Raw genomic sequence first — 14,149 nt, 5'->3', positions numbered from 1 at the left:
GGCTCCCTGTTGTGGAAGCCGTTATAGTGCCGCAGATTAAGGATCGGTCAACCGATCCTTAACTGATCGGCATTACCGCAAACGGAGGCTTTTTTCACTGTGCTGGCAACTGGCGAGGTTTTCCTTCGCTGTCAACCGCAACATAGATAAACAGTGCTTCAGTGGCCTTATAGCGCTGACCGATAGGCTCAGAAGCCACTTTCTTGATCCAGACTTCAACGTTAATCGTCACTGACGTATTCCCACGTTTAACGCATCGTGCGTAGCAGCACACCACATCGCCCACCGCGACCGGGCGTAAAAAACTCATGCCATCGACCCGAACGGTAACCACGCGGCCATGGGCAATCTCTTTGGCCTGAATCGCGCCGCCCATATCCATTTGCGACATCAGCCAGCCGCCAAAAATATCGCCATTGGCATTGGTATCCGCTGGCATGGCCAGGGTGCGCAGAACCAGCTCGCCCTGAGGCGCATCTTGAGTGTTTGTCATTATTATCTCAGCAATGAATGAGGGGTTTTGGCGGGATGCTACTATGAAATTATTGCTGTTCACAACGGGATAACACGGCGGGGCGAAAAAAAGCCAGGACGAGCCTGGCTTTTAGCTGTCAGGATTTATCATCCTGCGGGATATGGCGGTAGATGTAGACGCCGCTGAGAACGGTAAAGAGAAGCGTCAGCGCCGTCAGGCCAAAGACTTTGAAGTTGACCCAAATGTTCTGCGGCAACCAGAAAGCGATATAGATATTGGCCAGCCCACAAACAATGAAAAACAGCGCCCAGGCCAGATTAAGACGCGACCACACGGATTCAGGCAGAGTCAGCTCTTTACCCAGCATGCGCTGAATTAACGGCTTTTTCATCACCCACTGGCTGAAAAGCAGAGCCCCAGCAAACAGGCCATAGATAACCGTAACCTTCCATTTAATAAACTCATCGTTGTGGAAGAAAATGGTCAGGCCGCCAAAGACTGCCACCAGAATAAAGGTGATAAGCGCCATTTTTTCGACTTTGCGGAAGCGAAGCCAGCTGTAAATCAGGACGACGGCTGTGGCGACGATCAGCGCAGTGGTGGCCGCATAGATGTCATACAATTTATAAAACGCAAAAAACACGACCAGTGGGAGAAAATCAAGAAACTGCTTCATTCTACGATTCCGTTACCAGGTAACGTCTGCGCGGTTGCGACCACGCAGACAGAGAAATTACTGACGAATCAACATATACAAGCGGAACAGATAAATGAGCAGGGCTACAGTTATCATGTTACTCAACATGTTAGCGACCACCGCGCCACCTTCAGGTGTCAAAAACGCCAGATTATGTGCGAACATCAGCAAAATTATCTTCGCTAACATCCAGCCAATGACCGCCGGGGCGACCACGCGCATATTGCTCCAGCTTAAACGCATACTGCTACGCATTGCACTGAACATGCCTGGACGATCCTGCACCAGGATGACGGGGGCAAACGAAAACAGAATTGCCACCAGCACACCAGGGACGATCACGAGCATGATGCCAAACTGGGTCAGAAACATCATCAGCATCAGCATGAAAAACAACGCCGGAAGTACCGGAGCGCTGGCGCCGATTGCGCGCAGAGCGCTCACCCGGTGACCCGCAGAGACAAGCTGGATCAATGCCAGGGTTCCGCCAACCAGCAGCGTATTACCAATTAAGCCAGAAAACGTTGACGCCGCTGAGGCGCGCAACAAGACCTGCTGCTGCTCGGGCGTCATATTCTGCACAAGGTCAAACAACCCCGTACTGCCCGCCAGGTTATCTCCCTCACTCAAAATGGCGAGTTGTGCCTCACTGGGCATAAACACCCGTCCCAGCAACACAGTAATCAACGCGCACAACAGTGTAATCAGTAAAATAGTAACAAACTGATTACGAAAAAAATTCCCCGTGTCACGGTAAACGGATTTCGCCGTGATAGACATGCACTCTCCTTGAGTTCTGCAATGTAAAAATTCAGCGCAATTGTACCCTGGATGAGCCGTCGGTGGCAGCATCAGCACGCGTATGGAAAAGCATATCTTTGTAAAGCGGCGGTAATCCCGGGCAGACAAAAATGGCTCAGGGCGATGGCAGAGCGCGTTTTTTCAGCAGCATTTAGTGAGTAAATTGATATTGTTACATGATCCATGAATTGGCATTGGTCATCAAAATTAATGTAGATCAATAAATGTTAAAATCGCGAATGGAATGTGATCTCAGTTAGATCACTTCGTACCCATTAATGGTTATATTCACTGCGCTTAATAAAACCACAAACATGGAGTGGACATGAAAAAATTAGCCGTGGCAGCAGTGATCCTCAGTAGCATTTCTTCCAGTGCCTTTGCGCACGAAGCCGGTGAGTTTTTTATTCGGGCAGGTTCAGCGACCGTCAGGCCAACGGAAGGATCGGATAATGTGTTAGGCAGCCTGGGGGGATTTAACGTCAGCAATAATACCCAGCTCGGATTGACCGCGACCTATATGGCAACGGAAAACATCGGCATTGAATTACTGGCCGCCACGCCGTTTCGCCACAAGGTCGGTACTGGCCCAACCGGTAATATTGCTACCGTTCACCATTTACCCCCGACACTGGTTGCTCAATGGTATTTCGGCGATGCAGGCAGTAAGTTCCGTCCTTATGTTGGCGCGGGTCTCAACTACACGATGTTCTTTGACGAGAAATTCAACGACACCGGCAAAGCCGCAGGACTCAGTGATTTAAGCCTGAAGAATTCGTGGGGTGCGGCAGGTGTTGCCGGACTGGATTACTTAATTAATCGCGACTGGTTGATTAACGCCTCAGTCTGGTACATGGATATTGATACCGACGTCAGATTTAAAGCCGGCGGCGTGCAGCAGAGCGTCAGTACTCGCCTGGATCCCTGGGTATTTATGTTCTCAGCGGGTTATCGTTTCTGATTTGCTCCCTCATATTCTGGCCGCCTGGCGGCCAGTTTCTTATCCGCTAGAGCAATTTTTTTAAGCTTGGATAACAGCCCCAGTTAATCACCATGGCCGCAATTGCGCCGATCATCCACGGAATGCGCGAGTCGGCAAAAAACATGTGTCCGATATATATGCCGAGAGTAAAGCAGGTAAATATGGTGGCGACTGTGAACCAGCCTCTAATCAGTACGGCTTTGCTGAACATACGGACTTCGTTACCCGGAACAACGCCAAATTAAACGAGTGATCAGGCAATACGCTGCCTGCATCTATTCGTTACCCTTATATTCAGTGGCATTATTGAGCGTAATATAAGCAAGGGCAATGATTAAGAGGGGGTAAATCCGGATGAGAAAAGTGATTAATGATCCAGGTCACACCTGTCGCCAGACATTTACCCCGGCGACAGGTGGAACGATGGTTACTGTCGGCTACCGGCTTTCATGGCGCGAACAAATGTCGCCAGCTCTTCCAGCATCAACGCAGGTTTATCCAGATTATTTTCAATGATCTTCACAATCGCGGAGCCTGAAATCGCCCCGGCGGCACCGGCGCCGATTGCCGCAGTCACCTGTTCCGGAGACGAAATACCAAAACCCTGCAAAGGCGGAGCTGCGTGATACTCCGTCAGTTTTTCCACCAGGTGGTGCAGCGGCAGTGCGGCACGATGCTCCGTCCCGGTCACGCCAGCACGAGAGAGCAGATAGGTGTAACCCCGGCCGTATGAGGCAATCTGGCGCAGCAGTTCATCATCTGCGTTAGGCGGACAAATAAAGATAGGGGCGACATTATGGCGCAGAGCCGCCTGGCGGAAGGGCGCTGACTCTTCCACCGGCACGTCGGCAATCAGCACGGAATCGACACCGGCTTTTGCACACTGGGCGTAGAACTCGTCAATACCGCGGCTGAAGACCAGGTTGGCATACATCAGCAGGCCAATTGGGATTGTCGGGTGTTTCTGACGAATGGCGGCCAGCATCTCAAAGCACTGAGTGGGCGTCACGCCGGAGGCAAAGGCGCGCAGCGCCGCATTCTGAATTGTCGGCCCGTCAGCCAGAGGGTCGGAGAAGGGGATCCCCAGCTCCAGCGCATCAGCCCCCGCGGCAATCAGCGTGTCGATAATTTTCAGCGACTGTTCCGGGGAGGGATCGCCTAAGGTCACAAAAGGAACAAAGGCGCCTTCTTTGCGTTCCTGCAACTGTTTAAAAAGGTTTTCGTAGCGTTCCATCAGATTTCCCCTCGCGCTTTCAGGATGTCGTGAACGGTGAAGATATCTTTGTCTCCACGTCCTGACAGGTTAACCACCAGCAACTGCTCTTTCTCCGGATTTTCTTTAATCATTTTTAACGCATGCGCCAGGGCGTGAGATGATTCCAGCGCCGGAATAATGCCTTCGTGACGACAGAGCGTTTTGAAGGCTTCAAGGGCTTCATCATCAGTAATGGAGACATAATCTGCCCGCCCGGTGCTGTTCAGGTAAGCATGCTGTGGCCCAACGGAGGGGAAATCCAGCCCGGCAGAGATAGAGTAAGACTCTTCAATTTGCCCTTCATCGGTCTGCATCATCGGCGATTTCATGCCGAAGTAAATACCGACCCGACCATGTTTCAGCGGCGCGCCGTGTTCACCGGTCTCGATCCCATGACCGGCAGGCTCCACGCCAATCAGGCCGACGCTGGTTTCTTCGATAAAATCAGCGAACATGCCAATCGCGTTCGAACCGCCGCCCACACAGGCGATGACCGCATCCGGCAACCGACCTTCTTTTTCGAGGATTTGCGCTTTCGTCTCTTCACCAATCATGCGTTGAAATTCACGCACAATAGTCGGGAACGGATGAGGGCCTGCGGCGGTGCCGAGCATATAGTGGGCGGTATCATAGCTGCCGGACCAGTCGCGAAGCGCTTCGTTGCAGGCATCTTTCAGGGTGGACGATCCGCTGTGTACCGGGATCACTTCTGCACCCATCAGGCGCATACGAAAGACGTTAGGCGACTGGCGCTCAACGTCTTTGGCACCCATATAAATACGGCATTTCAGGCCGAGCAGGGCGCTGGCAAGCGCCGAGGCGACGCCATGCTGACCGGCACCGGTTTCGGCGATGATCTCAGTTTTCCCCATCCGTTTGGCCAGCAACGCCTGTCCCAGCACCTGGTTGGTTTTATGCGCGCCGCCGTGCAATAAATCTTCACGTTTGAGATAAAGCGTCGCCTTGCTGCCGGCGGTGATGTTCTGGCATTTGGTTAACGCGGTTGGGCGTCCGGCGTAGTTTTTCAGCAGGTCAGTGAACTGAGCCTGAAAGGCCGGATCTTTCTGCGCGCTGACAAAGGCCTCTTCGAGCTGACGCAGCGCTGGCATCAGAATCTGTGGCACGTACATGCCGCCAAACTCGCCAAAATAGGGGTTTAATAAAGTCGTCATTATTTTCTTCCTTAATAAGCTCGCAGAGTACGGAATACCGAGGCCAGTTTAGCGGCGTCTTTTTTTCCCGGTTCAGACTCTACGCCTGAATTGAAATCAAGCCCGGAGCAGCCAAGTCGGGCGGCATCAACGCAATTGTCAGCGCCCAGTCCGCCAGCCAGCAGCACATCATCAAGTTTCTGGCCCGCCAGCAGTGACCAGTCGAATTGCTGACCCGTCCCGCCCTGGCCGTTATCAAACAGATAGCGGTCAACATGCTGTAAATCACGGGCTGGCAGCGCCGATTTTACACTCAGCGCTTTCCATATTTTCACCGTTGCAGGCAACTGATTGCGCAGGGTGTTGATATAAGCCTGGTCTTCAGCGCCATGGAGCTGTACCGCCACCAGATTTAACTGTTTCGCGGTTTCAACCAGGGTATCGACAGGCGTATCGCGGAACACTCCCACATACTGAAGTGGCGCCGCAGCCATCACGGTTTTTGCCTGTTCGATGTCAACCGCCCGCGGTGAGCCCGGTACAAAGATGAGTCCGCCGTAGATGGCTCCGGCCTCGTGGGCCGCCAGCGCATCCTGTGGGCGGGTTAAGCCGCACACTTTATTCTCGCCGAGCAGCACGCGTTTAACCGCGGCATCGAGATCGTCATGGGACATCAGCGCCGAACCAATCAGAAAACCGTTGGCAAAATGGCTAAGTTCACGCACCTGGGCATAGGTATTGATGCCTGACTCGCTGATAACGGTTACGCCAGCGCCGAGGCGAGGGGCTAACTGGCGCGTACGATTAAGATCGATCGATAAATCGCGCAGGTCACGGTTGTTAATCCCCACCACTTTGGCATTCAGCGCAATGGCGCGCTCCAGCTCCTCTTCATTGCTGACCTCCGTCAGTACGCCCATATTCAGGCTGTGGGCGACTGCAGAAAGCTGACGATACTGCTCGTCGTCGAGTACGGACAGCATCAGCAGGCAGGCATCGGCCTGGTAAAAACGAGCCAGATAAATCTGGTAAGGATCGATAATAAAGTCCTTACACAGAATGGGCTGGTGGGCGATGCCGCTGACGATGGGCAGAAAATCAAAACTGCCCTGGAAATATTTCTCATCGGTGAGAACCGAAATCGCCGAGGCATGATGTTTATACACACCGGCAATGCGCGCCGGGTCAAAATCATCCCGGATCACCCCTTTTGAAGGGGAGGCTTTTTTGCACTCAAGAATAAACGCGGTACGCGTTCCTTGCAGAGCATCGTAGAAACGACGGGTGCTGGGTACAATTTCATTTTGAAAACTGGCCAGCGGTTGTTGTTCCTTACGGGCAGCTACCCAAATCGCCTTATCTGCGACGATTTTCGCTAAAACGGTCTGCATTATTTATCCTCTTGCCGCAAGTGCGGTGACTTTGTCATACGCGGTACCGCTGTGGAGCACATCCAGTACTTTTTGCGCGTTGGCCTGCAAATCTTCTTCTCCATGCAGACGCATCAGCATGGCGACGTTTGCGGCAACGGCGGCCTCATGGGCGGCGTCACCTTTACCTTGTAATAAGCGCGTCAGAATGTCACGGTTTTCTTCCGGCGTACCGCCTGCCAGCGCCTCCTGATGGTAAGGCGTCAGACCAAAATCCGCGGCGGTTAACTGGTAACTTTTGATTTCGCCCGCATGCAGCTCTGCAACCAGGGTCGGCGCATGGAGGGAAACCTCATCCATCCCGCCGCTGTGCACAACCGCCGCCCGCTGATAGCCGAGTACGCGCAGGGTTTCGGCAATCGGCAGCACCAGTTCCGGGCTGTAAACGCCGATCAGGGCCAGCGGCGGATGTGCCGGGTTGATCAGCGGGCCAAGGACGTTAAACAGGGTGCGGGTCTTCAGTTGCTGACGAACCGGCATCGCATGGCGGAATCCGGTATGGTATTTCGGCGCAAACAGGAAGCAGACGCCCAGCTCATCCAGCGCGTTGCGTGATTTATCCGCATTCATATCCAGATTGATACCAAAGGCGGCCAGTAAATCTGATGAACCCGAACGGCTGGAGACGCTACGGTTGCCGTGTTTGGCCACCTTCAGGCCACAGGCTGCCGCCACAAAGGCACTGGCGGTGGAAATGTTGATACTGTTGCTGCCATCGCCGCCGGTACCCACGATATCGGCAAAGAGATAATCCGGGCGCGGGAAGGGGGCGGCATTTTCCAGCAAGGCAGTCGCTGCCCCGGCGATCTCATTCGGGTGCTCACCGCGAACCTTCATGCTGACCAGCGCGGCGGCAAGCTGTTCCGGTTTTAGCTCGCCGCGAACCACGGCAGAAAATAGCTGGTGGCTCTCCTGCTGGCTCAGCGTCTGGGCCTGGTACAATTTTTCGAGGATCGGTTGCAGGGTATTGGTCTGCTCAAGTTTCTGTAAAGCCCAGGCCAGAGTCTGCTCTAGCAGGCGTGCGCCCTGGGTGGTCAGAATGGATTCCGGATGGAACTGGAAACCACATACCCGATCCGCATCGTGACGCACCGCCATCACCATGCCGTTGAAGTGCGCATTAATGGTCAGCCCCGCCGGGATATTACTGCCGACCAGGGAATGGTAACGCGCCACCGGCAGCGGATTTGCCAGCCCGGCAAACATCGCCTGGCCATCGTGTTCAATGCTGGAGGCCTTACCATGAAGAATTTCACCGGCCTGACCGACATAGCCACCGTAGGCTTCAACAATCGCCTGATGACCGAGGCAGATACCGATAATCGGCAGCTTGCCGCGCAGACGGGTCAGTAGCTCAGGCATGCAGCCGGCTTCTGACGGCGCGCCAGGCCCTGGCGACAGCATCAGCACCGGGTTTTTCATGGTGCCAAGGCGGTCAATCAGGGTTTGCGCCGGGACATGGTTACGGTAAATCACCACATTGTGGCCACTGGCGCGCAACTGATCGGCGAGGTTATAGGTAAAGGAATCAATGTTATCGAGCAGCAGAATATCGGCCATCAGAACGTCTCCTCGGCGTTATGCGCTTTAGCAATGGCGCGCAAAACAGCGCGGGCTTTATTACGTGTTTCATCGGCTTCAGACTGAGGTACGGAGTCCAGTACCACGCCCGCGCCCGCCTGAACGGTGGCAATACCGTCTTCGACCCAGGCGGAGCGGATCACAATGCAGGTATCAAGATCGCCGTGAGCGGTAAAGTAACCTACTGCGCCACCGTAGCTGCCGCGACGCGAGCCTTCGGCATTGGCAATCAGCTGCATGGCGCGAACTTTCGGCGCGCCGCTCAGGGTGCCCATGTTCATGCAGGCGCGATAGGCGTGCAGCACATCAAGATCACGGCGCAGTTCGCCCACCACCCGGGAGACCAGGTGCATCACAAAGGAGTAGCGATCCACTTTTGTCAGATCGGCAACGTAGCGGCTGCCTGGGGTACAGATCCGCGCCAGGTCGTTACGGGCCAAATCCACCAGCATCAGATGCTCAGACAGCTCTTTGTGGTCGGTACGCATATCCAGTTCAATGCGGCTGTCGAGATCCCGGTCAAGGGTGCCATCGGCATGGCGGCCACGCGGGCGTGTACCGGCGATAGGGTAAATCTCAATCTGGCGTGAGGCGGCATCGTATTTCAACGAGCTTTCCGGTGATGCGCCAAACAGGGCAAAGTCCGCATCCTGCATAAAGAACATATAAGGACTGGGGTTGCTCTTTTTCAGCACTTCATAAGCCGCCAGCGGAGAAGGGCACGGCAGGGTGAAACGACGGGATGGCACCACCTGGAAAATCTCGCCCGCGCGGATGGCTTTTTGCATCTGCCGCACCACCGCACCATATTCCTCATCGCTCTGGTTGCATTCACACTGCATATTGGCCACTGACTCAACCGGTAGCGGCGCGGAGGGTTCATTTAACTGCTGGCGTAAGGTCTCAATGCGCTGAGTAAGGCGTGTTTTCTCATCAGCATCGTCAGAGAAAAGGCTGACCTGAATGCGGGTCTGCTGTTTCTGGTGATCGATAACCAGTAAGCTTTCGGCGAGGTAGAAGCAGTAATCCGGGCAGCGGCGGTCATGCGCAAGTGTGGGTAAATCTTCAAACCCGGCCACCAGATCATAGGCAAACAGGCCGCCGAAGAACATCGCTTCGCGTTCATCTTCCGGCACAATGACCAGATCCTGTAGCAAGCGGAAAGCATCAAATACCGACAGCGAGCACAGGCGGGCATCTTCATCAAGCAGTGGGCTGACCGCCGGGAAACGCAGTTCGCGCCCCGCTGGCTGAATGCGATTTTCCACGCCAGCCGGGAGGGCTGCATCCAGCAAAGGCAGCAGTGATGCGCCATTGGCGGTTAGCGACTGGATTGTGACAGTGTCACCCAAGGCGGTAATACGCAGCGCACTGTCAACCAGCAGCAAACTCTTTAAATCATTTTTGCTGTCAATATCCGCTGATTCCAGCAACAGGGTTGCCGGGCGTGCGTCACAGAGTTGGTGGAACAGCGCGGTCGGGTTTTCCCGATAAAGTGCGTTGCTGGTCAGCAGTTCGAGTGTCGGTTTTTGCGTTTGCATCGTCGCTCTCATTAAATGTGTTGCATAAAAAAGCCCGCTCAAATGGCGGGCCAGGTATCGGTGTGCTGAATACGCACGGAGACACAGCCCGTTTCAGGGAGTGCGCCACCAGCGGTTGTTGAGAGAAGCATACGTATTCATGTGCGATACCTTGTCTGAGTGAACTTGCGTACTAGTTAACTAGTTCGAATGATGAATGTCAACCCTGATTGCAGAAAATGTTAACGTCAGTCGGCGCAGACGCGGTCTGTTCGTTTTTTCGTCAGGATGATCGCGGTGTCAGAACGTCGGTAGCTGTTAACACATTTCAGAAAATCATCATGTAACGTTATGATAGCGCGCATTGTCTGTTACCCCTCCACTGGAGCCGCGTTTGAGCGACACGAATTACGCCATCATTTATGACCTGCACAGCCACACCATCGCGTCGGATGGCCTTCTCACACCGCAGGAGCTGGTCCACCGTGCCGTTGAGATGCGTGTAGGCACCCTGGCGATTACCGATCATGACACCACCGATGGGATCCCCGCGGCGCAGCAGGAGATTGCCCGTGCCGGGCTGAATCTGCGCCTGGTAACCGGCGTTGAAATCTCCACCGTCTGGGAAAACCACGAAATCCATATCGTGGGATTAAATATTGATATCGACCACCCCGCAATGCGTACCTTTTTGCAACAGCAACATGATCGCCGCCAGCTACGGGCGCAGCTTATTGCCGAACGTCTGGAGAAGGCTCATATTCCCGGGGCGTGGGAAGGCGCGCAACAACTGGCGCAAGGGGCTGCCATTACCCGCGGCCATTTTGCCCGTTTTCTGGTGGCAAAGGGTAAAGCCAGCAATATGGCTGATGTATTCAAAAAATACCTGGCGCGAGGGAAAACAGGCTATGTTCCCCCGCAGTGGTGTACAATAGAACAAGCTATTGAAGTGATTCATCATTCTGGCGGAACGGCCGTGCTGGCACACCCAGGACGCTATGATTTATCTGCTAAATGGTTGAAAAGACTGCTGGCGCATTTTGCACAAAGCGGCGGTGAGGCGATGGAAGTCGCCCAATGCCAGCAGGCTCCCAATGAACGTAAGCAGCTTGCCGAATACGCCCGTCAGTTTGGTTTACTGGGCTCGCAGGGATCGGATTTTCACCAGCCCTGCCCGTGGATTGAACTGGGGCGCAAGCTCTGGCTACCGGCAGATGTCGATGCTGTCTGGCTTAAGTGGGAGCAGCCGCAAAACTCTACAGTGAGGGAAGTATGAGTCAGTTTTTCTATATTCATCCGGATAACCCGCAGCCGCGTCTGATTAATCAGGCGGTGGATATTGTGCGTAAAGGTGGGGTGATTGTTTATCCGACCGACTCCGGATATGCGCTGGGCTGTAAAATTGAAGATAAAGGGGCGATGGAGCGTATTTGTCGCATTCGCCAGTTGCCGGATGGGCACAATTTCACCCTGATGTGCCGCGATCTGTCAGAGCTCTCGACCTATTCCTTTGTCGATAATGTCGCCTTTCGCCTGATCAAAAATAACACCCCAGGCAACTACACTTTTATCCTCAAAGGCACCAAAGAAGTACCGCGTCGTTTACTGCAGGAAAAGCGCAAAACCATTGGGCTGCGCGTGCCTGCCAACCCGATTGCCGTGGCGCTGCTTGAAGCGCTTGGCGAACCTATGTTGTCGACCTCTTTAATGCTGCCGGGCAGCGAATTTACCGAATCGGATCCCGATGAGATCAAAGACCGACTCGAGAAAGTGGTGGATTTGATCATCCACGGCGGATATCTGGGGCAACAGCCGACGACCGTCGTCGATCTCACCGATGATTCACCGGTGGTCATCCGCGAAGGCGTCGGTGACGTTAAGCCTTTCTTATAAGCAAGCAAGTCGCTATACTAAGCGGCCATTTCATCGCCGCGATGGCGACCTGAAAACCCTATTCGACGCCTGTGAAGGCGACACCCGAGGAAAGCTCTATGAGCGAGAAGTTGCAGAAAGTGCTGGCGCGAGCTGGCCACGGTTCCCGCCGTAAAATCGAAACCATCATTGAAGCCGGCCGCGTAAGCGTCGACGGTAAAGTCGCCACGCTTGGCGATCGTGTTGAAGTTACACCGGCCCTGAAAATTCGTATCGACGGTCATCTGATCTCCGTGAAGGAATCCGTTGAGCAGATTTGCCGCGTGCTGGCGTATTACAAGCCTGAAGGCGAGCTTTGCACCCGTAACGATCCGGAAGGGCGTCCGACGGTGTTTGACCGTCTGCCTAAACTGCGTGGCGCGCGCTGGATCGCCGTCGGTCGTCTGGACGTCAATACCTGCGGTTTGCTGCTGTTTACCACCGACGGTGAGCTGGCTAACCGCCTGATGCACCCGAGCCGCGAAGTTGAGCGTGAGTACGCGGTGCGCGTATTTGGCCAGATTGATGATGCCAAACTGCGTGATCTGGGGCGTGGCGTGCAGCTGGAAGATGGCCCGGCGGCGTTTAAAACCATCAAGTTTAGCGGTGGCGAAGGGATCAACCAGTGGTACAACGTGACCCTGACCGAAGGGCGTAACCGTGAGGTTCGTCGTCTGTGGGAAGCGGTAGGCGTGCAGGTCAGCCGTCTGATCCGCGTGCGTTATGGCGATATTCCACTGCCGAAAGGCCTGCCGCGCGGGGGCTATACCGAACTGGATCTGGCACAAACTAACTACCTGCGCGAGCTGGTGGGGCTGACGCCGGAAACGACGTCTAAAGTTGCGGTAGAAAAAGATCGCCGTCGCATGAAGGCTAATCAGATCCGCCGTGCAGTAAAACGTCACACCCAGGTGACCAGCAACCGCAAGGCGGCGGGTGGGCGTCGTTCTGGCGGGCGGAGTAATAATAACGGCTAATGACCGTTCAGGCGTTTCCGGCCCATTGCCGGAAACGTCGTTTATTCCACCGATGTGATAAGTTTCACAATTCCGCTGAAAGACAAAAAACGGGAAATAGACCGACAAAGAACGCAAAGAGCCGTCATCCTGCTCGCCATATACTACCTGAACTCAATAAAAACACAGGTACCCATAACATGGCGACAGCAGAAAAATTATCCGAAAGTTATGTTGTTCTTGGCGTAAAAGAAAAAATTGGCTATGGCCTCGGTGACTTTGCCTCTAATCTCTCGTTCGGTTTCGTTTCCCTTTTTTTATTGTTTTTCTACACCGATAGTTATGGCATTAGCGCCACCCTGGCCAGCCTTATTTTTGTGGTGGCGAGAGTAGTTGATGCGCTGTTTAATATATTTATTGGTTTCGCTATTGATAAAACCCATAGCCGTTATGGCAAGTTGCGTCCATGGCTGCTTTATGGCTGTGCGGTACTGGGAATATTGACGGTCATTTGTTTTATACCTTTTGATAGCGAATATAAGTTTTATTATGCATTAATTTCCTACACTCTCTACTGCCTCGCCTATACGGCGGTTAATACCCCATACTCGGCTCTGACAAACCGACTGACCCAGCATGAGATGTCACGCTCCTCGCTGTCCGTTTATCGTATGGTACTGGCAATCGTCGGGTATATGCTGGTCTCAACCGGGGCGGATATGCTGATTTCGCGCTTTACTGACGCCAAAATGGGCTACACTTTTGCCGTCTCCTGTTTCGCCTTACTGGCGACCTTTCTCTTTCTTGCCTGTTTTGGCATGACCAAAGAACGCGTGGCGGAAGATAAGGATACGCGTGCGCCCAACCTGAGGGAAATGCTGCGGGCGGTTGCGGGTAACACGCCATTAATTCATCTGTCACTGTTTACCATCTTTTTCTATATTGCCTATACCGTCTGGATGGCGATCGCTATCTATTTTATTAAATATATTATTGGTGATGAAGGTTTCACCGCCATGTTTTTCTTGATCCAGTCTCTGGCATTTATTTTGGGGACCATTGTATCTGAATGGACCATCGCCCGGATGGGCAAGAAAAATATGACGCTACTGGCGCTGTTAATCGGCGTAGTGGGGGTGCTGATGCAATATTTCGTTGCCGGCGATAATATTTTTCTGATTATGACCGGGGTTTGTTTGTTCAGTATCACGCTGGGTATGGGATTTGTTGCGATGTGGACGATGATTGCCGATACCGTGGAATATGCGGAATGGCATAACGGCGTACGTACCGAAGGCGCAATCTACGGGTTCTTTAATTAAGTCCGGTAAACCCCCGGCTTTGCCGGGGGACTCCGAAAGGTTTGACCTTTAAGTCAGTCGCGCGAATC

12 protein-coding genes, 2 pseudogenes and 1 other annotated feature are annotated in these 14,149 nt (G+C 53.6%); of the genes and pseudogenes, 5 read left to right on the top strand and 9 right to left on the bottom strand.

From position 1 onward, the window contains the following. Positions 1-94: 94 nt before the first annotated feature. The 4 genes and pseudogenes from yciA to ACSZO4_RS21080 all read right to left on the bottom strand — a co-directional run. Positions 95-493 (bottom strand): acyl-CoA thioester hydrolase YciA, encoded by a 399-nt coding sequence (gene yciA, locus ACSZO4_RS21095; protein WP_437891034.1) that lies wholly within the window; start codon positions 491-493, stop codon positions 95-97. A 118-nt stretch (positions 494-611) separates the two neighbouring features. Further along, a complete protein-coding gene (locus ACSZO4_RS21090; protein ID WP_437891033.1) occupies positions 612-1,151 on the bottom strand; it encodes a septation protein A in 540 nt (179 codons plus the stop codon). A 57-nt stretch (positions 1,152-1,208) separates the two neighbouring features. Continuing rightward, entirely contained in the window at positions 1,209-1,952 is a 744-nt protein-coding gene (locus ACSZO4_RS21085; protein ID WP_437891032.1) for a YciC family protein, read from the bottom strand. A gap of 31 nt (positions 1,953-1,983) precedes the next feature. Further along, positions 1,984-2,070, bottom strand: a pseudogene (locus ACSZO4_RS21080) (YkgJ family cysteine cluster protein); the annotation flags it as partial. A 228-nt stretch (positions 2,071-2,298) separates the two neighbouring features. On the opposite strand from ACSZO4_RS21080, the gene ompW reads away from it, so the two are divergent. After that, positions 2,299-2,934, top strand: a complete 636-nt coding sequence (ompW, locus tag ACSZO4_RS21075; protein ID WP_437891031.1) for an outer membrane protein OmpW — start codon at positions 2,299-2,301, stop codon at positions 2,932-2,934. A 448-nt stretch (positions 2,935-3,382) separates the two neighbouring features. Here ompW and trpA read toward each other — a convergent pair whose 3' ends face one another. Genes trpA through ACSZO4_RS21050 form a run of 5 tightly spaced genes read right to left on the bottom strand, consistent with a single transcriptional unit; the run spans position 3,383 to position 9,913 of the window. Continuing rightward, a complete protein-coding gene (gene trpA / locus ACSZO4_RS21070; RefSeq protein WP_437891030.1) occupies positions 3,383-4,189 on the bottom strand; it encodes a tryptophan synthase subunit alpha in 807 nt (268 codons plus the stop codon). Beyond that, positions 4,189-5,382, bottom strand: a complete 1,194-nt coding sequence (trpB, locus tag ACSZO4_RS21065) for a tryptophan synthase subunit beta (RefSeq protein ID WP_437891029.1) — start codon at positions 5,380-5,382, stop codon at positions 4,189-4,191. Before trpB ends, trpA begins: the two co-directional genes overlap by 1 nt. Before the next feature lie 11 nt (positions 5,383-5,393). Further along, complete coding sequence (trpCF, locus tag ACSZO4_RS21060; protein WP_437891028.1) at positions 5,394-6,752, bottom strand: bifunctional indole-3-glycerol-phosphate synthase TrpC/phosphoribosylanthranilate isomerase TrpF; 1,359 nt, start codon at positions 6,750-6,752, stop codon at positions 5,394-5,396. 3 nt (positions 6,753-6,755) lie between these two features. Next, positions 6,756-8,351 (bottom strand): bifunctional anthranilate synthase glutamate amidotransferase component TrpG/anthranilate phosphoribosyltransferase TrpD, encoded by a 1,596-nt coding sequence (gene trpD, locus ACSZO4_RS21055; RefSeq protein WP_437891027.1) that lies wholly within the window; start codon positions 8,349-8,351, stop codon positions 6,756-6,758. After that, positions 8,351-9,913, bottom strand: coding sequence for an anthranilate synthase component 1 (locus tag ACSZO4_RS21050; RefSeq protein WP_437891026.1), 1,563 nt, complete (start codon positions 9,911-9,913; stop codon positions 8,351-8,353). The genes trpD and ACSZO4_RS21050 overlap by 1 nt, the downstream gene beginning before the upstream one ends. 24 nt (positions 9,914-9,937) lie before the next feature. Then, positions 9,938-10,030: a sequence feature (Trp leader region), on the bottom strand. A gap of 256 nt (positions 10,031-10,286) precedes the next feature. Between ACSZO4_RS21050 and rnm the strand changes: the two genes are divergently transcribed. The 4 genes and pseudogenes from rnm to ACSZO4_RS21030 all read left to right on the top strand — a co-directional run. Next, a complete protein-coding gene (gene rnm / locus ACSZO4_RS21045) occupies positions 10,287-11,168 on the top strand; it encodes an RNase RNM (RefSeq protein ID WP_437891025.1) in 882 nt (293 codons plus the stop codon). Next, a complete protein-coding gene (locus ACSZO4_RS21040) occupies positions 11,165-11,785 on the top strand; it encodes an L-threonylcarbamoyladenylate synthase (RefSeq protein ID WP_437891024.1) in 621 nt (206 codons plus the stop codon). Before rnm ends, ACSZO4_RS21040 begins: the two co-directional genes overlap by 4 nt. A gap of 98 nt (positions 11,786-11,883) precedes the next feature. After that, on the top strand, positions 11,884-12,780 hold the full coding sequence (gene rluB / locus ACSZO4_RS21035; protein WP_437891023.1) for a 23S rRNA pseudouridine(2605) synthase RluB: 897 nt from the start codon (positions 11,884-11,886) through the stop codon (positions 12,778-12,780). Positions 12,781-12,959: 179 nt separating this feature from the next. Continuing rightward, positions 12,960-14,078 (top strand): annotated as a pseudogene (locus ACSZO4_RS21030) (MFS transporter); the annotation flags it as partial. Between the last annotated feature and the right edge of the window lie 71 nt (positions 14,079-14,149).

It is taken from the genome of Phytobacter sp. V91 (assembly GCF_965644225.1).
Classification (GTDB): domain Bacteria; phylum Pseudomonadota; class Gammaproteobacteria; order Enterobacterales; family Enterobacteriaceae; genus CBFFRJ01.
Note: the sequence above shows the minus strand (reverse complement) of the source record. Positions and strands in the feature narration are given on the sequence as shown.